Source organism: Paenibacillus sp. UNC217MF, assembly GCF_000686865.1.
GTDB classification, from domain to species: domain Bacteria; phylum Bacillota; class Bacilli; order Paenibacillales; family Paenibacillaceae; genus Paenibacillus_B; species Paenibacillus_B suaedae.
The window spans coordinates 45,932-72,313 of record NZ_JMLT01000017.1; the positions used below are offsets into that span (position 1 = coordinate 45,932).

25 protein-coding genes are annotated in these 26,382 nt (G+C 45.3%); 7 read left to right on the top strand and 18 right to left on the bottom strand.

Annotated elements, in window-relative coordinates; all coding sequences use genetic code 11:
• Positions 1–153: 153 nt before the first annotated feature.
• A complete protein-coding gene (locus tag BP95_RS0110600; protein WP_028532126.1) occupies positions 154–1,074 on the top strand; it encodes an aldo/keto reductase in 921 nt (306 codons plus the stop codon).
• 255 nt (positions 1,075–1,329) lie between these two features.
• Positions 1,330–1,956, top strand: coding sequence for a nitroreductase family protein (locus BP95_RS0110605; protein WP_028532127.1), 627 nt, complete (start codon positions 1,330–1,332; stop codon positions 1,954–1,956).
• Positions 1,957–2,102: 146 nt separating this feature from the next.
• Here the strand turns inward: BP95_RS0110605 and pstA are convergent, their stop codons facing one another.
• The 7 genes from pstA to BP95_RS0110640 all read right to left on the bottom strand — a co-directional run bounded on the left by pstA (position 2,103) and on the right by BP95_RS0110640 (position 8,742).
• Positions 2,103–2,984, bottom strand: a complete 882-nt coding sequence (gene pstA, locus BP95_RS0110610; RefSeq protein ID WP_028532128.1) for a phosphate ABC transporter permease PstA — start codon at positions 2,982–2,984, stop codon at positions 2,103–2,105.
• A complete protein-coding gene (gene pstC / locus BP95_RS0110615) occupies positions 2,981–3,934 on the bottom strand; it encodes a phosphate ABC transporter permease subunit PstC (RefSeq protein ID WP_028532129.1) in 954 nt (317 codons plus the stop codon). Before pstC ends, pstA begins: the two co-directional genes overlap by 4 nt.
• A gap of 82 nt (positions 3,935–4,016) precedes the next feature.
• Positions 4,017–4,880: a phosphate ABC transporter substrate-binding protein gene (locus tag BP95_RS0110620; protein WP_028532130.1), complete on the bottom strand. Its 864-nt coding sequence runs from the start codon at positions 4,878–4,880 to the stop codon at positions 4,017–4,019.
• Positions 4,881–4,906: 26 nt separating this feature from the next.
• The gene (locus tag BP95_RS0110625; protein WP_028532131.1) at positions 4,907–6,349 is read right to left on the bottom strand and encodes a stalk domain-containing protein; all 1,443 of its coding nucleotides are present in this window, start codon (positions 6,347–6,349) and stop codon (positions 4,907–4,909) included.
• Positions 6,350–6,638: 289 nt separating this feature from the next.
• Positions 6,639–7,352: a class I SAM-dependent methyltransferase gene (locus tag BP95_RS0110630; RefSeq protein ID WP_231515088.1), complete on the bottom strand. Its 714-nt coding sequence runs from the start codon at positions 7,350–7,352 to the stop codon at positions 6,639–6,641.
• A 26-nt stretch (positions 7,353–7,378) separates the two neighbouring features.
• Positions 7,379–8,008 (bottom strand): HXXEE domain-containing protein, encoded by a 630-nt coding sequence (locus tag BP95_RS0110635; RefSeq protein WP_021254769.1) that lies wholly within the window; start codon positions 8,006–8,008, stop codon positions 7,379–7,381.
• 128 nt (positions 8,009–8,136) lie between these two features.
• Positions 8,137–8,742 (bottom strand): TetR/AcrR family transcriptional regulator, encoded by a 606-nt coding sequence (locus tag BP95_RS0110640; RefSeq protein ID WP_021254770.1) that lies wholly within the window; start codon positions 8,740–8,742, stop codon positions 8,137–8,139.
• A 257-nt stretch (positions 8,743–8,999) separates the two neighbouring features.
• Here BP95_RS0110640 and BP95_RS0110645 point away from each other — a divergent pair, with 257 nt between their 5' ends.
• The 3 genes from BP95_RS0110645 (at position 9,000) to BP95_RS0110655 (ending at position 11,724) form a co-directional block, all read left to right on the top strand.
• Complete coding sequence (locus BP95_RS0110645) at positions 9,000–9,758, top strand: DeoR/GlpR family DNA-binding transcription regulator (protein ID WP_021254771.1); 759 nt, start codon at positions 9,000–9,002, stop codon at positions 9,756–9,758.
• Between the two features lie 22 nt (positions 9,759–9,780).
• On the top strand, positions 9,781–11,055 hold the full coding sequence (locus BP95_RS34400) for an NUDIX hydrolase N-terminal domain-containing protein (protein ID WP_021254772.1): 1,275 nt from the start codon (positions 9,781–9,783) through the stop codon (positions 11,053–11,055).
• Positions 11,056–11,145: 90 nt separating this feature from the next.
• On the top strand, positions 11,146–11,724 hold the full coding sequence (locus BP95_RS0110655) for a thymidine kinase (RefSeq protein ID WP_021254773.1): 579 nt from the start codon (positions 11,146–11,148) through the stop codon (positions 11,722–11,724).
• A gap of 78 nt (positions 11,725–11,802) precedes the next feature.
• Here BP95_RS0110655 and BP95_RS30125 read toward each other — a convergent pair whose 3' ends face one another.
• Positions 11,803–12,834 carry a polysaccharide biosynthesis protein gene (locus tag BP95_RS30125; RefSeq protein WP_021254774.1) on the bottom strand — a complete coding sequence of 344 codons (1,032 nt, stop codon included), beginning with the start codon at positions 12,832–12,834 and terminating at the stop codon, positions 11,803–11,805.
• 572 nt (positions 12,835–13,406) lie between these two features.
• Here BP95_RS30125 and pepV point away from each other — a divergent pair.
• Positions 13,407–14,837, top strand: coding sequence for a dipeptidase PepV (gene pepV / locus BP95_RS0110665; protein WP_021254775.1), 1,431 nt, complete (start codon positions 13,407–13,409; stop codon positions 14,835–14,837).
• Positions 14,838–14,906: 69 nt separating this feature from the next.
• Here the strand turns inward: pepV and BP95_RS0110670 are convergent, their stop codons facing one another.
• The 6 genes from BP95_RS0110670 to BP95_RS0110695 form a co-directional block, all read right to left on the bottom strand.
• On the bottom strand, positions 14,907–15,272 hold the full coding sequence (locus tag BP95_RS0110670) for a YybH family protein (RefSeq protein ID WP_021254776.1): 366 nt from the start codon (positions 15,270–15,272) through the stop codon (positions 14,907–14,909).
• Between the two features lie 135 nt (positions 15,273–15,407).
• Positions 15,408–16,871 carry a PAS domain S-box protein gene (locus BP95_RS0110675; protein WP_028532133.1) on the bottom strand — a complete coding sequence of 488 codons (1,464 nt, stop codon included), beginning with the start codon at positions 16,869–16,871 and terminating at the stop codon, positions 15,408–15,410.
• Positions 16,872–17,538: 667 nt separating this feature from the next.
• Positions 17,539–18,291, bottom strand: coding sequence for an iron ABC transporter ATP-binding protein (locus BP95_RS0110680; protein ID WP_021254779.1), 753 nt, complete (start codon positions 18,289–18,291; stop codon positions 17,539–17,541).
• Entirely contained in the window at positions 18,288–19,352 is a 1,065-nt protein-coding gene (locus tag BP95_RS0110685) for an iron chelate uptake ABC transporter family permease subunit (RefSeq protein ID WP_021254780.1), read from the bottom strand. The genes BP95_RS0110680 and BP95_RS0110685 overlap by 4 nt, the downstream gene beginning before the upstream one ends.
• A complete protein-coding gene (locus BP95_RS0110690; protein ID WP_090510075.1) occupies positions 19,349–20,359 on the bottom strand; it encodes an ABC transporter permease in 1,011 nt (336 codons plus the stop codon). Before BP95_RS0110690 ends, BP95_RS0110685 begins: the two co-directional genes overlap by 4 nt.
• 34 nt (positions 20,360–20,393) lie before the next feature.
• Positions 20,394–21,407 carry a siderophore ABC transporter substrate-binding protein gene (locus tag BP95_RS0110695; RefSeq protein WP_028532135.1) on the bottom strand — a complete coding sequence of 338 codons (1,014 nt, stop codon included), beginning with the start codon at positions 21,405–21,407 and terminating at the stop codon, positions 20,394–20,396.
• Positions 21,408–21,875: 468 nt separating this feature from the next.
• Between BP95_RS0110695 and BP95_RS0110700 the strand changes: the two genes are divergently transcribed.
• Complete coding sequence (locus tag BP95_RS0110700; RefSeq protein ID WP_028532136.1) at positions 21,876–22,508, top strand: endonuclease/exonuclease/phosphatase family protein; 633 nt, start codon at positions 21,876–21,878, stop codon at positions 22,506–22,508.
• Positions 22,509–22,714: 206 nt separating this feature from the next.
• Here the strand turns inward: BP95_RS0110700 and BP95_RS0110705 are convergent, their stop codons facing one another.
• The 4 genes from BP95_RS0110705 to BP95_RS0110720 all read right to left on the bottom strand — a co-directional run bounded on the left by BP95_RS0110705 (position 22,715) and on the right by BP95_RS0110720 (position 26,281).
• On the bottom strand, positions 22,715–23,455 hold the full coding sequence (locus BP95_RS0110705) for a MerR family transcriptional regulator (RefSeq protein WP_028532137.1): 741 nt from the start codon (positions 23,453–23,455) through the stop codon (positions 22,715–22,717).
• Positions 23,456–23,474: 19 nt separating this feature from the next.
• Positions 23,475–23,789, bottom strand: a complete 315-nt coding sequence (locus BP95_RS0110710; protein ID WP_028532138.1) for a DUF4870 domain-containing protein — start codon at positions 23,787–23,789, stop codon at positions 23,475–23,477.
• A 507-nt stretch (positions 23,790–24,296) separates the two neighbouring features.
• The gene (locus BP95_RS0110715; protein ID WP_197035286.1) at positions 24,297–25,136 is read right to left on the bottom strand and encodes a DNA alkylation repair protein; all 840 of its coding nucleotides are present in this window, start codon (positions 25,134–25,136) and stop codon (positions 24,297–24,299) included.
• 215 nt (positions 25,137–25,351) lie between these two features.
• Positions 25,352–26,281, bottom strand: coding sequence for a manganese-dependent inorganic pyrophosphatase (locus BP95_RS0110720; protein WP_021259578.1), 930 nt, complete (start codon positions 26,279–26,281; stop codon positions 25,352–25,354).
• Positions 26,282–26,382: the final 101 nt, after the last annotated feature.

The window sequence follows — 26,382 nt, forward strand, 5'->3', positions numbered from 1 at the left end:
TATTGAAATTAAATTTTTTTTATCTAGGTTCTGTCACACCGAAGCCTCCCGTTTATAGGCTAGCACCAGCTTCCTATGCTATCATTACGGTAAGCAGCATACACATCAACCATAAAGTCAATAGGTGAAAATATAGAAAGGTGTGAGTCCTCTATGCAATATCGCAAACTGGGCAAGACAGGAATGAAGGTGTCGGTTATCGGCGTAGGTACTTGGCAATTCGGCGGGGAATGGGGACATGATTATACCCAATCAGAAGTTGATCGTATCCTACATAAAGCGAAAGATCTTGGCATTAACTTCATTGACACGGCTGAATGCTACGGAGACCACTTGTCTGAATCATTCATTGGGGATTACTTAAGCCGGGACAACCGCGAGGATTGGGTCGTGGCAACGAAGTTCGGACATCAATTCCACTCCCACTTGAATCGGACGAATCAATATGGCTCGCCAGAAGTGTTGAAACAGCTTGATGATTCCTTGCGTGCACTCAAGACCGAGTACATCGATTTATACCAATTCCATTCGGGCGATGACGAGGCGTTCAACAATGACGCGCTCTGGACCATGCTGGACAAGCAGAAGGAAGCGGGTAAAATTCGCCATATCGGTCTATCCTTGAACAAAAGCAACAGTATGCATCAGACTACCAATGCAGCCGATATAGGCGCAAGCGTCATTCAAGTCGTCTATAACCGACTTGATCGAGGCCCCGAGCAGGATGTGTTCCCTTCCTGCACTCATCAGAACCTGGGCGTTCTTGCACGTGTTCCACTCGCTAGCGGCTTGTTAAGCGGCAAATACAAGCCAGGCACATCCTTCGCCGACAATGATGTGCGGCATCGCCATGAGCAGCAGTTCATTGATGACCGTCTGCAGCAAGCCGAGCACATTCGCCAGACCGAGGTACCTGAAGGAGTAAGCTTAGCTGAGTGGGCGCTCGCTTGGTGCTTGCGTCATGATGCGGTTACAAGCGTCATTCCAGGCTGCAAGAACGAAGCCCAAGTCGAGGCCAATGCGAGAGCTGCACGACTCGTATCTGCGGATCATCCGCAGCTCTGGCAGAACTAATTCCGCCAATATCCTACCATCCGCATCTCGAATAGTGCAGTATCAGCAGACGAGAGGCTTACATGCCTCTCGTTTTTTGCGCATTAAGATGTGCCTATCTTCGCTTTCTACAGCTTGCCGATGTTCAGGCAGTTAAACAAAATGTGTGATATTTTTAATATTTTTTCGTAAATTACTTACTTTATTATAGTTAATATGATATGATCTTTTTACTACTAATTTAACGGATGATAAATGAACCAGGAGATGATACATATGCACGATGTAGAAACGATCGTTAAACAAAGACGTTCCGCGAACAAGTTCTTGAAGGATGTCGAAATCTCGGAGAAGGAACTTACCGAAATGTTCTCGCTCACGAAGTTCGCTCCATCCGCCTTCAATCTGCAGCATACACATTATGTGGCAGTTACGGATAAAGACAAAATGAATATGCTGTACGAGGCTGCATTCAAACAATATAAAGTGTTGACCGCATCGGCTGTCATTGTTGTACTCGGTGATATGGATGCCTATAAACATGTTGGCGCCATGAATGAGGGGCTGCTCAATCTTGGTGTCATCAGCCAACAGGAATACGATCAAATCGTAAGCAGTACGACGGACTTCTATCTCAATCGCGGGGAATCCTTCCGTCACGAAGATGCCGTACGCAATGCCAGTCTGTCTGCGATGCAGTTCATGCTAATTGCCAAGGATAAGGGCTGGGACACTTGCCCGATGATTGGATATGATCCAGATAAGGTTCGCAGTGCGCTCAATGTCCCTGAACATCTCGTTCCGGTTATGATGATCACCATTGGCAAGGAGGATACGTCCAGCCAGCGTCCACGCGGATATCGCAAGCCTGTTCACGAATTCGTTACGTTCCAATCCTTCTAAGCTTCCAAATACATAATGAAAAAGCTTCCCGTAATAAGCTATCTAGGGAAGCTTTTTTAGATTTGCGGTTGTGGTGGACGACCAGCACGATAACAATCCCATGCAGGAGAGCATGTTGGCTCTTCTACATGGGATGATGAATGGACTTACTTCTTCAATTTTCGATTGTTGAACCAGAGCGGAATGCGGAACAAGAGATTGATCAATAAGACGACGAAGACGAGCACAGCTGCGGCCTTGTCGGCAATCTGACTAGCATCCTCTACAATCGCCTCGGATTGCACATACCAGAGATGGACGGCGAGTGTCTCGCCTGGGGAGAACAGATTGAAGTCCCACATCTCTCCGGAAGTGCTCAAGCCCGCAGTAAGAATAATAACCGCTGATTCACCGAATGCACGACCTGCTACCAAGCATATGCCTGTTATAATCGCTTGAAGTGCTACAGGGAGAACGACTGTGCGAATCGTCTGGAACTTCGTTGTTCCAAGTGCATAGGCTGCATTGCGCAGCTCATCCGGCACATCGCGAATTGCCTCTTCCGTGACACGGCACAGCATCGGCAGATTCAGGAATGCCAAGCTTACTGCCCCTCCTAATATCGTGAGTCCAACCTGGAAGTACTCTGCAAAGATAGCGAGTCCGAGCAAGCCGAATACGATCGAAGGGACTGAGGACAACGATTCCACACACATGCGAAGTCCTTCTGTAAAGCGATTGGCAGGCGCATATTCCGCCATGTAGATACCTGCCCCTACTCCAATTGGCACGGAGATAATCAAGGACAAGATTAAGATATAGAACGAGTTGAACAATACGGGGCCGATACCGCCTCCCACATCGATCTCTTCCGGAACCTTCAGTAAGAATTCCATCGTAATACCAGGCAAGCCCTTGCTCAATATGGTGTACAGCAGCCAGAAGATAAGCAGCAGCACCGCTATCCCCAGCGCGTAGAACAATCCTGTAGCCGCCTTATTGTACAGCTTGGCACGATTGTTTTTGCCGCTTGCTGTGAACGAACTCATGCGCGAGCGCCTCCTCTCTTGCTAAGAAAACGAATAACGACAATAAGCAGGAAGGAGATGAGAAGAAGCAGAAATGCCATCATATGAAGCGCATAGTTCCATGTTGATTCGAACTCCACGTTCGAGATTTGCATGACGATGTTGCTCGTAAGAACCGCCGTTGGCGTGAACAACGAATCGGCAAGCTGTGCCGTATTCCCGATGACCATAACGACAGCCATCGTTTCTCCTATTGCACGAGTCATACCCAGAATAATCGCTGCAATAATTCCACGCTTCGCAGCCGGCAGTACAACTCTCATAATGACATGCAAGCGGGTGGAGCCTAGCGCATAAGCCGCTTCCCGATATTTCTTCGGTACGGCTGCAATGGCTTCATCACTGACCCGACATATTGTCGGCAATATCATAAGGGATAGAACGAGTGCGGCTGCCAGCAAGCCGTCACCCAAGTTCTCCCCTGTCCATTCACGAATAAGTGGTATTAATACTGTCAGACCAAGATAACCATATACTATAGAAGGAATCCCAACCAGCAAGTCGAGCACCGGTCGAACGAACCTTTTGAACCACATTGGAGAAATCTCCACAAGCAGAACAGCCATGCCAACCGAAATCGGAACGGCAATCAGCAGGGTCAGCCCTGTTAATAGCAGCGTGTTAATGATAAATGCACCGGCCCCGAATTTCCCATCTTCCGGCGTCCAATCAAGTGATAAGAAGAAATCTGACAGCGAGATGTCGCGGAAGGTCAAAATTCCCGTCTTGCCAATGAAGAAGATGACCAGTCCGAGAACAACACATAAAGCTAAAATGCACAGCAGGAATAAGTACTGGAACAGGCGGTTCGTCAATCGCACCCGTACATAACGATCGAACCGGCCTTTCTTGGATGCAGTTAGGATATTGGCTCCGGCTACCGGCGCCAGCTCTTGAACAGGCGTGCTCATTCTCGTTCCCCCATAGAACAACCAGCCCCCGTCTTCCTGAGGGCTGGCCGTGAATGAAATCTCTTACCGTGAATCGTTCAACTTACTTCATTGCGGAAATCGGGATGAACTTCAACTTCTTCAGCGAACCTTGTTGAAACTTCGCGCTTTGAATGTACTCAATGAATGCTTTTGTAGCGCCAGTTGGTTGACCTTTTGTCATGTAGTAGCCATAAGCCCATACTGGATACTTGCCTTTGATTACGTTGTCTGTGGAAGCTTCTACGCCGTTAAATTTAACAGCTTTAACGTCGCTATTCACGTATACAAGGTCGATGTAGCCGATTGCGTTAGGTGTTGTTGCAACAGCTGTCTTCATATCGCCGCTGGAACCAACTTCTTTGTAGTTGTCTTTCTTCTTCGTAATGTCGCCGCCGTCCAATGCTTTCAATTGGTAGTTAACGCGCGTACCGGAACCGAAGGAACGAGTGATAACAACGATATCCGCGTTGTCGCCGCCAACATCTTTCCAGTTCGTGATTTTACCGGAGTAGATGCCTTTCAACTGTTCAGTCGTCAGGTTGTCTACTTTTACGTTTTTGTTCACGATTGTCGCGAATGGAATTACCGCTACTTTGTGAGCTACTTGCCCTTCGAATGCTTTGAAGCCTGGAACGTCCATGCTTGCATCCCAGTCGCATGCGCCGATTTCAGCGATGCCTTTCTTAACAGCTTGTGGACCAGTGATAGAGCCTTTACCGGAAGCTGCAACTTTCACTTTTGGATGCAGCTTCTGGAACTCCTTCGCTGCTTGCAGTGTCATTGGCAGCAATGCCGTTGAACCATTAATTGTTACTTTGCCTTTCAATTCGTCCTTAGCCAGAGCTGTAGACGCTCCTCCAAAAGCTGAAGATACAAGGAATAAAGATGCGAGAATTGCCAAAGATGCGATTTTTAATTTTCTCATTGTTAATGCTCTCCCTTCGGAACTGTTTATTTCGTTAACGTAACCGCTTGATTATTAGCTACCCATTTCACTTGTCCATCCTCGATAACCGCAACTTGAGAACCGTCGGCGGATGGGAATATTTCTGTAATCGCGCCTTCTGTCGTGTACAGCTTCGACTTGGAGCCATCTGCTTTCACCACATAAATGCTCGACTTGCCGTCTTTCTCTGTTGCAGCGATAATCAATTGGCCCTTCGCAGAAGTAACAGCAACGGATACATCTACATCAGCTACGAGATCCGATACCTTCTTCTCCTTCGCTTGAACAACCTTCAATACGCTGTTCTCAACCTTACCCTCTGTATCACCGCTCACATAGACAGCTCTTCCGTCTGGCAGCAGGTTCGGATACAGCTTGTTGTCCGACGTAGTTGTCAGCTGAACCGGCTTCGCATCCTTCGCGGTCAGATCCAGTGTGAACAACTGGGAGCCTGCTCCGGAGAAGTCGATGGATAAGGAGTCTTCTGTGCTATCCTTGTCATTTTTCGCTACGCCTGTAATGTTAACTGCGTACAGAACCGTCTTGTCATCTGCCGACAGGCGGATGTCCGACTTGTTTTCTACTTTATCAGCCAGCACGCTTGTAATCTTGCCGCTGTCTACGTTCACGTAAGCGATTTTCTCTTGCTTGTCCCCTTGTACAAAGTACACTTTTTTACCGTCTGCGGACCATGTCAGATCGGTCTTTACGGAAGTATCTTTACCAATTGCCTGTGCAGTTCCAAGGCTCAGATCCATCAAGTACAATTGACTGGACTCATCCGTAAATACGCCCCACTTCAGGTCAGGCGATACTGCTGTGTTTGCTGCGTTCTCATTAGAAGTCAATGCATCGTATATCCGGTATGTAGAATTCCATTTATACAATTGAACCGTTCCATCAGATTCGCGAGCTGCTATCACTTCACCGTTGCTGTTCACGCGCGGGGAGCTGAAATCTCCCTCGAGAGGCTTCACACTAACAACATCCAGCTTGCTGCCGGAACCAGATACTTCTCCGCCAAGTGCTTCAACAAGTGCGTTAAGCTCCGCGTAGATAACACCTTTTTGCTCTAACGGTGCAACTGAGAAGTTCTTCGTAGCGCCATCAACTTCATAAGCGCCCGAGTTCAATCGAACCGTAATCGTCTGCGCTGGGTTGCCACCAACGAGTGTAATTCCGCTCTTGCTTTCTTGGATATCTGCGCCAAAAATATTGGCGATGTCGCGAACGGAGTACAATACCGTTCCTTTGACATTCAGTGTGCGAATATTGCTGCTTACACCATCAACCCCGATTGACAGATTGGATGCTTTTGCTGCTTCCTTCGTCACTGCTGCGATGCTTACTTGCCCTTTATTTGCTTCCGCTGCGCTGACAGCACTAGTAGAAATGATCGTAGATAGTGCGAGCGACGTTGCGATGACCGTTAACATGTTACGATTCATGTCTTCACCCTTTTCTCATGGCAATAGGTATTGCAATAGGCTTCTGGAAGTATTTTCACATACGAATGTTAACGGGAATCGTGAGTAATATTTTGGAATTGTAAATTTTCGGATTTACGCAAACAAAAAAAAAAGCAGCCCTGATTACCCAAGGCCGCCTGCTCCGAATTCTCACATTTTTCGTTCACTCTACATACATTGCCTGCAGTTCGCTCTCTCTGCCAGATTTACACCTAATCCCTTATTCATTAATCCATTGATAGAACCATATCTCGAGTTCATCGTGTCGCTACTTCTTCTTGATGTACAGCATTGTATTGCCGCCGCGCATGAATTCATAAGGAACCGTACGTTCCTGTACCTCACAGCCAAGATGCTTGGCCTGCTCGATCACGATGTCTACTTGAGGTGGCCGCTTCCCTGCCAAGTCAATCAACGGGAAAATTCGTACTTCCTCCTTCGCTACACGAAGCAGCTCAACGAGCGTATTGCGGTGAAACGCTTCATCCAGCCGATCTCCGTACATGAAGAGGAAATGTGCGGAGAGAACCACATCAAACTCTCCGTCCTCGAAAGGGAGAGACGGAAGAGTCGCATGAACATACCGATGCGGTTCTTCTCTTCGATGTACTGAGCAGTCCCGCAATGCTTGCAAACGATGGGCTCGCAAGCCGTCGATATCACCGAAGAACCCCCACTCGTATTGTTCAGCAGCTTGCGCCATCTGCTCCATCGCATGCGCTACATCATGTATTCCCTTCCGCTGCAAATCATCAGCAGCATATTCATATGCGATGTCGCATGCCATAACATCAATCCCTTGACGAACTGCCGCTGCGGTGAAGGAACAAGCCCCTGATGGACAGTCTAGTATGCGCTTCCCTTGCAGATCTTCGATGTTCAAGTCGAACATGCTGATATATTCATCGTAGGTTCGCCCGATAAATACGATACGCTCCAAATCAAGCTTCATAGCTCTGTCATTCTGTTCAATCCCTGGCATCTTCATCTCTCCCACCTTTTATTCATTTACATCTGCTTGGAATAGGGGCCTAATTGATTCGCCGTAAAGCGATATGGGGAGTTCGGATTCTTGAGCCACATATTCCCCTTAACGATCAAGATATATACGGCAGCAAGGAAGTAAGCCGTCCCAATGATCCAATCGGATGTATGGACAATTCCTGTCGTTGTAATATGAAAAACATACCAGCACCCGACAGGGATGTGCAAGACTAACACAGAGAAGAGTCCGGGATTGTAGAGAGATCGTGCCTTACTATTTGCGAAAATACCATGCCAGATTAATTGAAAGAACCCCATGAACATGGGAGCGAGACCAAGCCATATCACTTCAGGGAACAAGACGGGCAGCAAATAAAACCCATAAGCAATAATCAGGTTAATAATCATAGCCGAATGCGGGTTCAGCGGATAATTGTGAGGATGCTTGCTCTTGAATAGAACTGCATTGAACAAGCCCCCGAAGTATCCGGGCCACCGATATTCTTCGAATTGGTGAACCAGAATTGCCACGAAGCTCAACCACAGCATCACCGTGATGTCAGGAATCACAGTTCCTCTTACCAACAAATAGATACACACCATGACAGCAACAACCATTCCAAGATCCTGCCAATACTTTCTGAGAACATCCATCTCGATTGCCTCCTATTCGCAGGGACACAGCCTCTGCATGTGTAATGGACTTCATCATCATTACAAGGTTGCTAGGTTCAAGAACGAGTTACTTCAGGAATGGCATCATTCGAGCAAATGCAAAAAATTCATGATTGTAATCTTGAATCTCGATGGAAATAGCGTGCAAACAACAAGTCAATCTGTGCTTCGACAGACGCAACTGCCACTCCCGTACCCGATTCAAGCAGAGGCTTCATTAAAACAGGGAGAAACACGGCACCGAATAGCTGCATCATCATCATTGTTAATCCTTCATGATTGTCCTCGCGCGTAATCTCTTGAATTGTACGCTGAACTTTGTCAAAGCCGACAGCTTGCAGAAATTGTCCATACTCTTGCTGAGAGGCAAACATGGCAGAGCCAGCAGTTATTGTACGTGAGATAATCGCTGGATATTGTTGAATGACCTGTACATATTGAATCAGGAACAAACGCAGTCGTTGCAGAGGCTCTATGCTGCGATCATCAAGAACGTTGAACGAGCTGCGGAATCCCGATAACAATATTTTAATCGCCTCATTGATCAGAGCATCCTTCGATCCGAAGTAGTAATTGATTAGTGCGATGTTCGTGTTGGAGCGCGACGCTACTTTGCGAATCGTAATCTGCTCAAATTCTTCCTCCTTGATCATATCCAGGGTCGCATTCAAGATCTTCTCCTTCGTCTCTAGCGACTTATCAGGTTGCTTCATTCCTAATCCCTCCCGCACATAATTTAAACAATGATTTAAACAATGTTTAAATCATTGTTTAACCATATACTACCACTCCTGTTTTATCCAATCAACCCTAATTTGATCCATCCTTCACATTCGCGTCTTCAGATGTGTGTCCTCGTTGCATATCTACGTTTTTCACATAAAATAGAGCTTATATTTATGCGAAATACTTATATCTACTTGAAATATTACTTACATATACTTAATATTAGAAGTATGAGGTGGAGAATATGTATCAAGAAGAGCGCCTTCTGCGCATATTAACGCATTTAGAAGAGCAAGACACGATGACTGTCGGAGAAATCTGCGCGATGTTCGACATTTCCAGAGATACGGCAAGGCGTGACATCGTGAAGCTGACAGAAAGCGGTGCCGTAACACGTACCCATGGAGGAATTACGCTCCCCCGGCTGGAACAGAAGATTGAAGCCTATGCTGCTCGACTGCATAATGAACCAGACGGCAAGATGCGCATCGGACGCCATGCCGCTAAGCTTGTTCAAGATCACGACATGATCTTTCTGGACGTATCGACCACAGTGCAGTGCATCATACCGCATCTAAAGCCTGCTCACGCAACCGCCGTGACCCATTCGATTGATAATGCTTGTATGTTGGCTGAGCAAGCCACGATACAGACCCATCTATTAGGAGGCATCGTGCAGCCGAAGACAAGACATTTATCTGGCTACTCGACACTAGATAAGCTGCGTGATTTTCAATTCGATAAGGCGTTCTTAGGCGCAGCAGGCATCTCGGAAGCAGGCATTTATTATCATTATGAAGAAGACATATATATGAAGAGAGAAATTGTTAGCCGTTCAAGACAGACAATCGTACTTGCGGATTATACGAAGCTCGGACATACCCATTACTATCGGGGGCTATCCTTGTCCGACATCGATATTCTCATTACGAACCAGCCACTGTCGCCTGAGCTAGCCAATGCGATGAAGGCCAATCATGTGCAAGTGATCATAATCTCTTAACCCATCAAGGAGGATGAATGCAATGATACGAGCCGTTTTGTTTGACTTTGACGGGACACTAGCTGATACCCTTCCATTGACACTTCATGTGTTCCAAGACATATTCAAGCGATATGACAATCGAATGGTATCGAAGGAGCAAATTATTGCGATGTTCGGCCCGACGGAAGAGGGCATATTGACTGCAAATATGAAATATAGAGGTCTATTGCCTTCCGCCATCGAAGAATATTTTGAACTGTACCGCAATTGGCATCCCAGCCTTGTACATGCTTCACCAGCAATTATTCAGATGCTGCAGCATTTGAAGGAGCATGGCATATCGATCGGCATTATTACTGGCAAAGGGCGGCGAGCGTATGAGATTTCCAGTGAAGCGCTCGGCTTGACTAAGTATGTGGATATCGCCATCACAGGCGATGAAGTAACGAGGCCGAAGCCCGATCCTGAAGGCATTCACGCGGCGCTGGACGCATTACATATTCGCGCCGACGAAGCGATATGGATCGGTGACAGCAACGCTGATATTCAAGCCGGCCTTGCCGCTAACGTGCATACGATAGGAGCTAAATGGTTCGATACTGTTCAGTCCGCCACATTCGAGACAGCTCCACATGACATCTACTCGAAGCCGGCAGAGCTTATCGAACTGATTGAACAATCGATAGAGAACCCAGCTCTCGATTGGAGACAGCTGCATTGGGCCAAGCGGATACAAGCTCTCGCACAGATCGGCTTAACGTACACAGAAAACGCTTACGACCGCGAGCGGTATGAAGAATTGCGCGACATTAGTGTCGATATGATGGCTAACTGCGCTGAAGCAGATAAGGAACAAATCCGGCTATCCTTCGCAAGCGACACAGGTTACGCAACGCCGAAGGTAGATGTCCGGGGTGTCATCTTCCGTGATGGGGAGCTTCTGCTCGTCAAAGAAAAGGCCGATGGAGCATGGTCACTTCCCGGCGGATGGGCAGATATCGGCTTCTCTCCATCTGAGGTTGTTGTGAAGGAAATCCAAGAGGAATCCGGCTTCCAAGCAAGAGCCATCCGACTGCTTGCCGTGCTAGATAAGCGGTTCCACCAGCACCCGCCAGAACCGTTTCATGTGTATAAATTATTCATCTTGTGTGACATTATCGGAGGGGAAGCTGCCAGTGGCACAGAAACGAGCGAGGTAGGCTTCTTCTCCGAACATGCGCTGCCGACATTGTCGGCTGAACGCAATACAGAAGCGCAGCTGCGCTTAATGTTCCAGTTGTACCACCATCCCGATCAATCCGTGATCCTGGACTAAGCAGCTTATCCATTCTCTGTTCCTGTACCTGAGACGCTTCCTATGCTATTCTATAATCTCATCAACAAAGAATGGAACGGAGTGGCGAAGTTGGCTCAGTTATATTTTCGATACGGCGCAATGAATAGTGGGAAATCCATTGAAATATTGAAGGTCGCCCATAATTATGAAGAGCAGGAGAAATCCGTATTGATCTTCACCCCTGCTGTAGATGATCGGGACGAGAGCGGATATATATCTTCTCGCATTGGTCTGCGCCGCAAGGCAATTTCGATCCATGAAGACACTGATTTATTTGAGATCGTACAGCATCATGAAGGACCCATTTCCTGCGTGCTGATTGACGAAGTCCAATTTTTGGATCATGCTCAAATTATGCAGCTTACCCGCATCGTCGATGAACTCGATATTCCTGTTATGGGCTTCGGATTGAAGAATGACTTCCGAAATGAGCTATTTGAGGGCAGCCGTTATATGCTGCTGTATGCGGATAAAATAGAGGAAATGAAAACGATATGCTGGTTCTGTGAACGCAAAGCAACGATGAATCTGCGCGTTGACGCCAATAACCGTCCTCTCTATACGGGAGAGCAAATCGTAATCGGCGGTAACGATACGTACTATCCGGTATGCCGGAAGTGCCATAAAAATCCGCCATTGCAATCCTAGAAACTTATAACGCCCTTGAAGCCACATGCTTCAGGGGCGTTCTCGTGCTATACATAATAAACCTTCCATGTCGCTTGATTAGTCCCGCGAGCCTTGAGCTTGCTTGGATACGTGCACCTCATACAACAAGCCGCTATCGAACAGCAATTCACGTATCTCTTCCTTCGTCATTGCCCCCTCTGCAGATGTGTATTCCCCCACAGCCATAGAAGGATACGACGCATAATGCTCATGCAGTCTCGGCAAACCTAATAGAGGAAGAACGATCAAATAAGAATCATCCGCCTTCACGGTATGTCGGCTCTCACTTTCCGAGATGAGAATATCATGAATCTTCCCTTTGCCACTCGACGCTGAACCTGTAAAAATAAGCCGTACATCTCCCCCGCCACACATTTCTATAAATACCTCAGCCATATGCACTAGAGCGCATGACGGCATCTTCGTCGTGTACAGCTCGCCGCCAATTCCAGATTGCAGCGCCTTCAGCAATAAGGCGACGGCCTGCTCCATCGGCGTGAAGAAACAGGTCTTCCCCCGATCCATCATACTAACAAGCTTCTTATTCTTGATCTGATCCAGCAGTACATGAGGTACACTCCCGTGTGTTCCTAGAACATTGCTGCTGCGAACAGCGATAAATCTCGTGGATTCGCTCACGATGTTGGCGTTTATTATTACATTCTCACCCATCGCCTTCGTCATTCCATAGCAGCTCGTAGGCTCCACGGCTTGATCCGTCGATGCAAATATAACCGCCTTAACCTGATTCGCAATAGCGGCCTCAATCACATATTGTGTGCCAACCACATTCGTCTTCAACGCTTCTTGCGGGTGCTCCTCACAAAAGGATACATGTGTGAGCGCAGCGAGATGGAAGATATAATCGACCCCTTGGCATGCCTGATGGAGGGAGTCTTGATCGCGCACATCGCCAATCCAGAACGCCAGTCTTGCATCCTCAAACTTGCGGCTCATAATGAACTGGCTCGTCTCATTGCGCGAATATACGATGATGCGAGCAGGACGATGCAGCAATAATTGTTCAACGAGGGCGTAGCCCAATGAACCAGTTCCGCCTGTTACTAGAATCGTAGCATTAGCTAACACGCTGTTCCCTCCTATAGACATAGGTTGCTGGTGCAAAATGAAGATTATACTACTTATAAAATGCACCCATAGATAGAAGGGTTTGGACAAACGATAGGTAGGCATCGAAAATAGGCCGCTTTACCCCTCGCACCGATTGAACACTGTTCTTATCCCACTGCTTCACTTGACGCACAATAGTCGACATGTGATCGATCCATTTCATATAACGGTTCGCCGCCTCTACCTCTATCCCTTAAAGTGAGAGATAAATCGAGCGGATCTTGCGTGATATCTGTACAAACAGCAGCGCTACTGGTTGAGCTGAACGATAGTCTGGAAGGACGGCTGGACTTCGATATTCGCCCATCCACCACAGAGCCCTCAGCACCTATATGAACACCCGTGAACATATTCTGGGGGATACTGCACCCTACAATCTCTGCGATTCGCCAGCTCCCTGTATGTTGTTACTGGACTTCACCTGTTATAATTATGCCAAGGCGGCAATCATATGTTCATGGATGAGCGTCGCATATACACGACCACTATTAACACATGTTCAATTTTCAATACAAAAGGAGTGCGGCTTGATGAACTGGATGGAAGAAGTATTGAAGCGCAAGGACGATCTGCTGCAGGATCTGAAGGGATTGCTCAGCATCGAAAGTGTGAAGGATGCCAGCACGAGCGAACCTGGCAAGCCTATGGGGCAAAATGTAGCTCGCGCGCTTGATTATGTGCTGGACATGTCCCGTCGCGACGGATACCGTGTAACGAACCTGGACGGATATGTAGGCTACGCCGAATATGGCGAATCGACGAGTGGCGAATATGTCGCAGCACTATGCCATGTTGACGTCGTCCCTGCAACCGGACATTGGACAACCCCGCCATTCTCCCCTGACATTCGTGAGGGCAAGCTGTTCGCGCGTGGCGCCATTGATGATAAAGGGCCTACACTTGCAGCTTATTACGGCTTGAAGATTGTGAAAGAACTCGGCTTGCCATTGAAGCACAATGTGCGCGTTATCTTCGGTGCAGATGAAGAGAGCGGGATGGAATGCATGAAGACCTATACGAAGCGTGAGAAAATGCCGCTATACGGCTTCGCTCCAGATGCCGACTTCCCCATTACACATGCGGAGAAGGGTCAAATCAATACCCGCTTCCTGCTGAAGCCAGACGATTCTGCTTCCGGGCGTCAAGAGGGGCAGCTAGAGCTCGTATCCTTCCATGGCGGCGGTGTTGAGAACATGGTGCCGGAATCTGCAACAGCAACGATCTCTGGCGAGTCTGCTGCGCTTGCAGAATTGGCAGCCAAGTTCGAGAGCTATTACACAGAGCAGCAATTGAAAGGTTCTTCCGAAGTGAATGGCAATCAAATGACGCTCAGCCTCAAAGGGAAATCCGCCCATGGCATGGAGCCTCATCAAGGCATCAATGCTGCACTGAAGCTGTTCGGATTTTTGCGTTCGTACTCCTTCCAAGCCGATGCTGACCGCTACATTCGCTGCGTCGATGCTTATTTGACGGACGATCACTTGGGCAGCAAGCTGGGCATTGCGTATGAGGATGACATTACAGGGCCATTAACCGTCAATGCAGGTATTTTCGAATTCGGAGCGGACAAGCAGCCATTCTTCCATCTGAACATTCGCTTCCCAGTCACACAGGATCTACCGACGATTCTGGATACATTGGCAGCGAAGATGGATGCATTCGGCTTCCTCGTAGAGGAGCCTGACTTGAAGGAGCCGCATCATGTCGATGCAGAGCATCCAATGATCAAGGTGCTGCAGAAGATTTATGCGGAGGAAACACAGCTTGAGCCTACCTTGCTGACAACAGGCGGCGGTACATACGCTGCATTCATGGAATATGGAGTCGCATTCGGCGCCTTATTCCCAGGAAGAGAAGAGATGGCTCACCGCGTAGACGAATACATCGAGATCGAGGATTTATTGAAAGCAACTGCGATTTATGCCCGCGCCATTTATGAATTGGCGAACTTGGACGCATAACAATAACAGAGGTGTCATCCTGCTGAATACCATTCAGCGGATGACACCTTTTTTACGTAAAAGACATTCTTATTTCAGTGCACTCAAATGTTCATGCACAAGCTTCCATTCGCCACTGGTTTGCTTGAACACATTGGTCGCTCTTCCGCTCCCTGCTGCCTGCTTCCCTTGATAAAGGCCGCTCCACTGATACGTGTACAAACAGACAGCCGTCTGTCCGTCCACGGCGATCCACTCCACATCTGTCGCACAATAGACTTCATCCTGAATCACGTCCCACGCATGTTCGAAATACGCCCTAATCTCAGCCATCGTTGAGCAGGTACGATCCGAGAACCAGTACACGGCACCATCATCCAAACATGCTTGCACATTTGTGAATTGATGCGTATTTGTCGCTTCGATGTAACGTTCCAATGCTTGCTTATAGCCCATTGAACTGTTCCCCTCCCCATTCATCTTATCCCATTATTTTCAACAACCAACTCACTGGAATCAATCCAAAATTCTTCATGGAAGGGGTTCACCACGATATACGAATGGAACGAAATAGTCAGATAAGCTGAGCTGTTACACAGCGTCTTCCCCATCCTTGACTTGGACAAGCGGTAATCGAATGATGAATGTGGTTCCTACACCAATCACACTATCCACCTCAATGGAGCCGCCATGCTTATCAATAATATTGTAGCTCACCATCAGTCCTAGCCCTGTCCCTGTATCCTTCGTCGTATAGAAAGGCTGACCCAGTCTGCTCACTTTATCTGCTGGAATCCCACAGCCTTCATCCTGTATGGATATAGCCGCATAGTCGCCCTCCAGCTTGGCTCGTACATAAATGCTGCCTCCCCCTGACATCGCTTCGATTGCGTTTTTGATCAAATTAATGAACACCTGCTTGATCTGATTCGGTTCACAATCCACCCAAAGCGCTTCTTCCGATAAATCGGTTACAATATTGCTGTTCTTCAAAGTGGATTGCACACTCATAAAGGCGATGATTTGTTCCATGAGATGGATCAGATCTGTCCTTCGACTATTGACCACATTTGGCTTCGCGAGAATGAGCAGCTCATTGGCAATTACTTCGATGCTCTTCAGCTCGGATTCCACGATATCGAAATACTGCTCCTTATCTGTCTTCATCGTACGCATCAGCTTCAGGAAGCCGTTAATCGACGTCAGTGGATTCCGAATTTCATGCGCAATGCCGGCAGCAAGCTGCCCCACGATGGACAACTTCTCGGACTGCAGCATTCGCTCCTCTTCCTTGCTCCGATCGGTTATATCTTGATAGACCCCTATAGTCGCCTTCTCCCCATGAAATGTCGTGGGCAGCGAGAAACCTTCAACCCGCTTCATCTCTCCGTTTGCACATCGGATATCATATTTTACTGGCCCGAGCTTAATACCCTCCCGATACTTGCGTCTTCGCTCATACACAAGGTTGTGATTCGTAGGCTCAACAATATCAAGCACTGGCTTGCCAAGAATGCCGGCTGCTTCATCCGCACCAATTAAATTAATCGAGGCACGGTTCATATAATGTATAATTCCATTATGCGTCACGATGACAGCGAGGGGCAGCATTTCCAATAACGATTGGAAGGAATCCTCCTTCTCCCTCAGGATCGCTTCCGTCTGCAGATGCACTCGCTCTGTCTGTTTGCATACCGTAATATTATGAAATTGAGAAAAAAAGAAAAGCGGCTTGCCGCTCTTATCCAGGACAAGCGATACGGTAAGCAGCATCCATATCACTTCTCCTAACTTGCCTATGTAACGTTTCTCAATATGAAAAGACGAAATCTGTCTGTCCAGCAGCTGCTGAATATGTAGGATACTCTCTTCCAGATCGTCTGGATGGGTAATATGCTGATAGTCCAGAGAGAGCAATTCACTTTCTGTATAGCCGATCATATCGCATAAGGCTTGATTTGCTTTCATAAATCGTCCTTCCAGCGAGACGATCGCCATCCCGATCGATGCATTGTTAAAAGCTAAATCGAACATATCAATTTGCTCCAAATGCATGTAAATCTCCCCTCCAATTCATCACAAACCCACATTTACCCATTTATCATTATAAATCGCTCTTCCTATCATCATCAATTAAAATCTTGCCAAATTCCCACAATCGGCGCAAAGAGGTACCGGCTCACCTGCATCAATATAAACTGGTACCCATAAAGCGAGTGGATCAGTACGCAGATTGTTGGAAGATAGCCTACGAGAAGGACGGAATCAAGGGACTAGCGACTTGCGCAAGAACCAAAAGCGTTAAAAAAGGATGACCCCTGTACGATACAGGAATCATCCCTTAAGTGTGGCTTAACTTTTGTTACGGCTCCAACAGGTCGTATTTCGTTTTGACCCGGCCCAGCTTTTCAAGCATAGACCTAGAGAGTGTAAATCAGCACACTGTGTTCCGATCCATTTTTTTAGATGGCGGATTGTACTATGGAGTGCAACAGCTAAAAAGGCTCATGTCAGATTCGTGTAAAATGGGAGTCACCATACACCCATTCATACAGAAGAACAAACATGAGCTACACCCATCTTAGCATATTTTAACGTAGTAAATTAGAAGACCAAGGCTTCAATGAGAACGGCAATCGCCCTTGTAAATGTCTAGGTTGGATACCTGATAACGAAGCTTTCATGAATGAGCTGTCGCACATTGCTTGACAATCCCGTCTAACTAATAAACCGCAATTGGCCCATAGGGACCATCAATAATTTCTATTTTCGTTTCAAAAATATCTGTCAAAACCTCTGGATCCATAACCTCTTCTACTGTTCCAAAAGCGGCAATTTGTCCATCTTTCATTGCACAAATTCGATCAGAATATTTGGCTGCAAAATTAATATCATGCATAACAGTCAGAATTGTTCTTCCAAATTCATTAGCAGCAAGCCTCAAATGCTCCATCATTTGAACAGAACGAGCAACATCAAGATTGTTCAGCGGCTCGTCCAAAAGTACATATTCAGTCTCTTGGCACAGAACCATTGCTACATATGCCCTTTGCCTTTGACCACCAGAAAGCTCATCTAAATATCTATTTTCTAGATCAGTCAATCCTAAAAAATCGATATATTTAGAAATAATAGCCTCATCTTCTTTCGTTAATCTTCCCTTGGAATAAGGAAAACGTCCAAATCCAACTAGTTGTCTAATCGTAAGCCTCGTTACAAAATGATTTTCTTGACGCAAAATCGTTAAAATCTTTGCTAAGTCTTTTGATTTAGATTCAGTAACATCCATATTCGCTACCTTAATTTGGCCTTCATCCAAATCCAAAAGTCTTCCAATCATCAAAAGTGTCGTAGACTTTCCAGCACCATTTGGTCCAATTAATGAAGTGAGACCCGCTTTTGGTATTTCAATATTCAAAGGACCTATTTTCACCTTGTCCGAATACAATTTTCTAACATTATCAATCTTTATCATAGAGCCCTCTTCCTTAAAACTGCAATTAAGAATATGATTCCACCAAATAATTCAATAATAACGGAAACGACGCCTTGGGCATTGAATACATGATACATTAAGAAGTATGCACCGGTTATTATCAAAAACCCTATAGCAAGAGACATTGGAAAAACATATCTATGATCATAGGTTGGCGCTGCTTGATAAGTCAAAGTTGCAACTAAAAATCCATAGAAAGTAAGTGGTCCAATCAAAGCCGTTGAAATTGACATCAAAATAGAAACTAATATAAGCGTATAAATGATACTCGATTGATGCTTTACTCCAAAAGAAGTAGAGACATCCTTTCCAAGTGACAATACATTTAGATTCTTAGAATGAGCAAGAATTAACAATGCTACAATGATTACTATAGGAATTACAATAGGAAAATAGGCAGCGTCTGCATGATTAACAGACCCAAACAATCTTGCCTGTAAAATATCAAACTCAGAAGGCGAAAGAAGTCTTCTCATAAAAGAAGACACAGATCTTAGCCCAGTGCCGATAATAATTCCAACCAAAAGCATAAGCTGCAAGTTTCCGTACTTTCCAGACAGCAACCACCCATAAAGGATCAAACTCATCATGACCATAACAATAACTTGAATGATAAAAGGTACAATACCAGTAAAATTCACCAATGCACCAACACCAAAGAAAAATATGGTGCTCGTATGAATGGTTGAGTATAGTGATTCAAAGCCTAAAAGTGAAGGGGTAATAATTCTATTATTCGTAATCGATTGAAAAGCAACAGTGGATAAACTCTGACAAATGGCAGCAATAATCATGGCAACAAGAGCTACCATCCTTCTTTTAGCAACTGGAATAAAAGAAGGCGAATCTATCGGAACTGGATTGTTATAAACTAAAAGTCCATATGAAGAAAGGAGGCCCAAAACAAGTAATGTTATGAGCAATATCCAATAACGTTTTTCTTCTTGCTTAGAACGAAAAGCTCTAGCTGATCTATTTTTGTTATGAAGGCTAGAATCGATAACGACATTGTCGTTATTTCTATATTCCAATGCGTTCATCTTAGCCTCCTTGGTTTTCTTTGTCTCAACAAAATAGCAATAAATACGACTGCACCCATTATTCCGAGTATTAAAGATACAGGTACTTCAAAAGGCATGATAATTGTTCGAGAAATGATGTCACAAACCGTTATTGTACCCATTCCTATCACACATACCCAAGGCAAATTACTTCTAAGATCGTCTCCCCTAAACATGGAAACAATATTGGGGACAATTAATCCTAAAAAAGGTAAGTTTCCGATAACAGCTGCAACAATTCCAACTGCTAAAGAAATAAGACCCGTACCCAAAAGAACGACTCTATTGTAATTGACTCCAAGACTTGTTGCAACATCTTCCCCTAGTCCAGCTAAAGTCAGTCTATTCGCATACATAAAAATAAGAAACGTAACGACAACAATGATCCATAAATATTCATATCTTCCAATTTGGACTGCCGCAAAAGAACCTACAAACCAAGATTCAATATTTTGCGTACTTTGAAAAAGGAGTCCAATAAAAGTGGAAACTGCAGAAATGACAGCTCCAAGCATCAACCCAATAATTGGGACAATTAAAGACGAACGAAGTTTCACTCTTCTTAAAAATAAAAAGAAAATCATAGTTCCTATAAAAGAAAAAACAATTGCACCCGTCATTCTTAGAACTAACGTTGGTGCAGGAAATAATAAATAAACAACAAGAAGTCCTAAACCCGCCCATTCAATAGTTCCTGTTGTGGTAGGCTCAACTAAACGATTCTGTGTAATAAGTTGCATAACAAGTCCTGCCATGGCCATGGCAGCCCCAGTAAGCATTAATGCAGCTGTTCTTGGAACACGAGTAATGAAAAACATCTCCATTCCATCCTCTTGTCCGCGTATATCATAAACTCCGGTAAATAGAGATATAATTCCTAAAATAATAACAACGATAATCGCAAATATAAAGGGTTTTGTCCATAACTTGTTATGGTTATAAAGCCGGGGTTGAGAATTATTCTCAACCCCAGAAATTTTTTGTATTGTCTTTTTCAGCACGATGTTATGCTCCTTTAGACTACTTAGCTAAAGTACTTGCCATGTTTTTAAAGATCTCAATGAAAGTTTGGATTGATTCATTTGTATAAGTGTCATTTGGTGCGAATATAATCTGTCCTTTAGAAACAGCAGTTACTTTTTGAAGAGCAGGTGAATTATTAATCACATCTTTTGCGGGAACAGCTTCACTTTCAGAAGATATTGCAGCATCACGATCTAGTACGAAAATCCAATCCGGATTACTTTTTGCAATAGCTTCAACAGAAATCTCATCACCTTTATGACCTGATGTAGCATTTGCAATTTCTAAAGCTGGTTTCCATCCAAACATTTCAAACATAGGTCCCCAAACACGTCCAAAACGTGGAGCTGAGAAGCCAATATTCCCACCAGAAACTTCAACACCCATAACTGTAGCCGTTCCGTTATAGGCAGACTTAGCGTCTTCGATAGATTTATCAAAATCAGCTACCAATTGTTTAGCTTCTTCATTTTTATCAAAAATTTGTCCTAAAATAATTGTGGAATCCTTAAGTCCTTTTACTAAGTTTTCCCCAGGCTTATCAGCTTTCTCAGAAACATCAAAATTCAGATCAATAACGACTGCATTCGGCACTAATTTTTTTATCGATTCATAATGGTTAGCAAATCTTTGACCGACAATGACAAGTTCAGGGTTTGCAGCTGCGATAATTTCAAGATTTGGTTCACGGTGATTCCCAATGTTTTGAACTGCTTCATCTTTTACATACGGTGATTCCTTAGGCATTACATCCTTTGGAGCAGCTGCTAATTTAATGTTCCAATCAGCCAAAGTTTCAAAAGTTCTGCTATCCAAAGCAATTACATTTTTAGGGTTTACAGGAACAGTAACTTTTCCATGAGCATCAGTAATTTCAACCGTTGAAGCTTTAGCAGCTTGGTTTTCTTGCCCAGTTGTTTCCGTTTTTCCATTTCCATTACTTGAAGTTGAGCAAGCTGCCAACATTACAACAAAAATTGCTAAAAAAACAGTTACTTTAAATTTTCCCATTTCCCATACTCTCCCCTTATATAATCTTAATAGTCAAACGGATTATTGAATTGATGAAATTATTATCTATGTATGTTTTTATGCGTGACTTAAATTATGATTATCTCTATTTCACTATGGTGCACAGCGACAATATAAAAACAGGATCGATAATGATTATCAATTGCAACACTATACTTAGTATATCAATTCAAAATATATTGTCAATTATTTATTGCCAGCTTACATAAATTTATGGAACACCAGGCTATATAAGTCCAGTTAATCACAGAAGATTGTCCCACGAAAAAGCTATGGCCAATAAGGGACAAATCATAACACTGCCAAGGGAGTTTCTTATATGATTATAGAAGCTGTTATTAATCTAGCGATAACGATTGCTGCCGCCTACCTGTGCTGTTATATTCGTTTTTGCAAAAGTAATTTGTCAAAGAGTCGTCATGATTGGCGTAATTAAGGGGTGAGATCATGTCCACATCGCAGATTGCGTTGTCGGTCATGTCGTACAACATACGACATGGTGAAGGAATGGATCACATGTATGATGCGAACCGCATCGTGGAAGTGATTCGTGCGTCTGGAGCAGACATCATCGGTTTGCAAGAGGTCGACCGTTATTATTCGGCTCGAAGTAATTACGAGGATACCATCGCGGTGCTCGCTGAACAGATCCTTTCACATCAGCATTACCCGCTCAGCAGCGATGAGAGCGAACAGCGCGGTCTGCTTGCAGCTGTTCTTGATGTAGACGGAATAAATCTACATTTCTACACTACACATTTGGGATTAGCACAATCGGAACGGGTCGAACAAGTGAAGGAGATAATCAACATCGTCGCGAGCCATACAATGGAACCGTGCATCATTACGGGAGATTTCAATGCACATCCAGACTCTGTTGAAGTTGCTAGCATGTCTCCAGCATTCTGCAGCGCTTTCGCAGATGAGCATGATGCCTTCACCTTCCCTGCAGGCAATGCTGTCGAGACGCTCGATTACATATTCGTCAATCATCAATCGGGAAATATCGGAGATAGAACGGTTATTCATTCTTCACTTGCATCGGATCATTATCCGATTGCAGCCAAGCTGCTGCTATAGCGCCGAACCGTTATAGGGTTCATATCGCTCATCCACACGCACAACAAGAGGCTGCTCCAGAGATAGAATCTCATTGAGAGCAGCCCCATTTAACGATAGGCCCGATGAGCGACAATCCCGGGGCTCCATAGGAATGGAAATATACTTGCGCCCTCTGAAAGCGTTTGTTGCAAAGATCCAGTTCGCCGCCAAGCCTAATGTATCTATTACCTCTCTTGGTTACCAGACATCACTTGGAACGCCTCTATTAGAAATTCCTGTTCTTCCTCTGTAAATGGAATGAGGATGTTTGATTGATCCGTTGGTGCATCTGCCTGCGCCACCGATGCAGGGCTTATTTTCGCAACGGTATATTCGTACAGCTCCATAAATCGCTGCATGAAACTCTGTGCTTCCCCCGAATCTGGACTTACCTGGCTTGCAATCAGCTGTTTCAATTCCGTGAGCAATGCAAAATACTTTCGATCCAGTTCTGCACGTTCTTCATTGCGAAAATTATAAATCGGATTGCCCTCTAGGTTGTGCGACTCTATGTGCTCTTCTTCCCACAGAATCGAATGCACGATAAAGCAGAACAACCGCAAATCAATGATAGGATGATTCGAAATGATCGTCCCCATATGATCCAATTGATCTATCATGAGCTGAATCCGCTCCTGCTCCGCTATAAGCTCCTTTTTCTTGAACGCAATCACGCTGCGAATATGCGCTTGTTCTACCTGTGGCTTGTCTAATAAATCAGCGATATCTTTCAAGGAAAAACCGATGAACTTCAATGCTTGGATTTGCTGCAAGCGGCTGAGATCATCTGCATTGTACAGCCTGTGTCCGCCTTCTTTGTAATCACTTGGTGTTAGCAGCCCAAGCTTGTCATAGTATCTAAGCGTTCGAATGGTCATTCCTGTGCGGGCAGACAACTGCCCGATCGTCAGCATATCGGTTGTCATGGGGTATCCTCGATTCTGTCTACTTTTTCAGGTAAGGTATGGCTGGATAACGATAGGCTTTCTTAAGCGCAATCCTTATCATCGCATATAAAATGATCACCGTTTCAACAAGTAAGACTATGTACTTGAACCATGGCGGCAGTGCATAGCTCACAATAAAGCACGGCAAAATGGTTAGATGAAAATTCAATGCTGTGCGGCTAGCATCACGATAATACGATTCTGTCCTTCTTGTCACGAGGAACATTACAAGAGGTGGCAGGACGCCAAGAATTAATGAGATGGCCAGCATGAATTGGACGATTGCAATTTCTTTGCGTGTTGGTTTGTTCATCGATTGTCACCTTTCTACTTGAATTTCTCAAGTACTAGCATAAAAGGTGACGCGAGTAGAGGTTCAACCCCTGCCTATAAGCGGTATGACAAAGCAACATTACGGTCATTGAGTCCTTCTGGACTCATGGAATTAGTTTATTTATAACTGATAGGCTCATATTAAAAACGCCGACTGAGGGGAAAACATAAAGAGAGAGTTCTTGATGCTAGAACGATGGAAGACGAAAAGCTCTAAATAAAACAAAGAGCAACGCAAAAAGAGGGAGGGATACAAGAAAAACTGTACAGACCGAACAAAGAAAAATTCAGAGGAAGCTTCGGAGATAGATTGATAAGGGGTAAACTGAATCGAAAACGGAAATGCGAATCGAGCGAGTACCTAGAGATTCGAAATAGTCGCGAAAGAATGGGGAAGCGGATCAAAATAAAATATCCGCTGGAGAAGCTGCCAGCGGATACGATATGACATCGGTAAAGTCGACCAAGCTGCTGCTGTTCCGGTCTGCTATACCTGCTTCTGCAAGGTTCGCTGAGCCTTGCTTACAATTCGCGCTGTTGCCTTTGAGTCAGACTCATTCGTCCAGCGCTCGCACAGCTCCCTTACCCAGTCCGGATTCGTCTTGCTCGCATCATTCAGCCAGTTGCCAACCGAATCCTGCACATACTTCGCCGGATCAGATCTGAGAGGCTCTAGCAGCGGAAGCGCCTGCCAAGGGCTCTGCTTCAATGCCTCAATATGCTTCGTCCACACGCCTCGTGGGCGCGTCGCTTCCGTAGCGAATCTCCGTACATTGGCATCCGTATCAGATGTCCAAGTGGATAAGATGGATATGGCCCCCGACAAATTCGACTCGATATGAGCGCGCACAGCCATCCATGCAATCTCCCTAACGCCGAAATGAGAGTCGGCCGCAAATCGATGAATACGTGACAATGCTTCATCGATAGACATGGACTCATCACCGCCTGCCATGTAAGCCCCCCAGCATCGAACGGAATCTGAGCGATGTTCGGCGATCGCCATAAACGGCTTGGAATCTGTAACGGGCGCATCCTCTGTGCTGCAAAATTCATAGAGTTGCTGCCCTATAAGCCGTATCGCCTTCATGCCGCGTATACTATCCGTTTCCTTTATTTCTAGAAGCAGATCGGGAAGCTTCTTCTCTAAGCCAACTTCCGGCAATACATGCTCCAGCAAAGTCATATGATCTACAGCAAGCCACTCTGTTAAATTCACGCTTTCTATTATTCCTGAATGTAATAGCTGCTGGACTTCAACTGGAATATTTGCTTCTTTCGTTGCACCTTTTCGCTGCAAAATCGTATCTGGGATGGAACAATCCAATTTAATTGCCTCCTTTACCTCAAGACGAGTAAATCTGGCTCATCATCATAGAGAACATATCCCTTACGTATTCTACAAATGGTAATAGATCCCTCTATCCTGTTCCCTTCCCCTCTACCCTCTAACCTCCTCCAATAAAAAACGACCGTTTCCCATCAGGGAAACAGCCGTTGTATAACAGATGAAATCATCTGCTTCATATAGGATGACATCAATTACTTGCTAAGCGTATCTGTCAGTACAGGCACGATTTGCTTCTTACGGGAAACAACGCCCTTCAGCAATGCTGTATTGTTTTCCAACGTAACATTGTACGCTTTCTCAACTGCGTCTGTCTTGGAACCAAGTGCCAGCGCCACAGAGTCACTGTTCAAGATATCTGTTACCACGAATACGAAGAGGTCAAGACCTTTCGTTGCGATAATGTCGTTCAAAGCCGCTTCCACTTCAGCTTGACGGGACAGTACATCGTTCACGTCTACTGCGTTTACTTGTGCGATTTCAACCTTGGAGCTGCCCATGGAGAATTCTTTCGCATCAAGAGAGATCAACTCAGCAATTGTTTTCTGGCTCAAGTCAGCACCAGCTTTGAGCATGTCCAATCCGTACTTCTCAACGTCTACACCAGCGATCTCAGCCAACTCGCGAGCAGCTGCTACGTCTTGCTCCGTGCAAGTTGGGGATTTGAACAGCAAGGAATCCGAGATGATTGCGGACAGCATCAAGCCAGCGATGTTTTTGCTGATCGTTTTTCCGTTTTCTTTGTACATTTTGTTCAAGATCGTCGCTGTGCAGCCTACAGGCTCAGCACGGTAGTACAATGGACCGCTTGTCTCAAAGTTCGCAATGCGGTGGTGGTCGATAACTTCAAGCACTTCCACTTGTTCGATATCGTTTGCGCTTTGCTGACGCTCGTTATGGTCAACAAGAATAACCCCTTTTACTTCATTCGCTACCGTCTCTACCAGACGAGGCGCTTCTGCTTGGAAGGTATCCAAAGCAAATTGTGTTTCTCCGTTCACGCTGCCAAGACGAACCGGTTCAACGTTGAAGCCCAATTGTGTTTTCAAGTCTGCATATGCGATTGCGGAGCAAATCGTATCGGTGTCTGGATTTTTATGTCCGAAAATAAGTACCTTTTCCATTTCGCTAACTCCCTTTTTACACGAGATTTGTAGTGAGAAGAGTATAACGTAGATCGTCTTCTTCATTCAAGATTATACCGCAAATGTTGGTAAAATCCCAT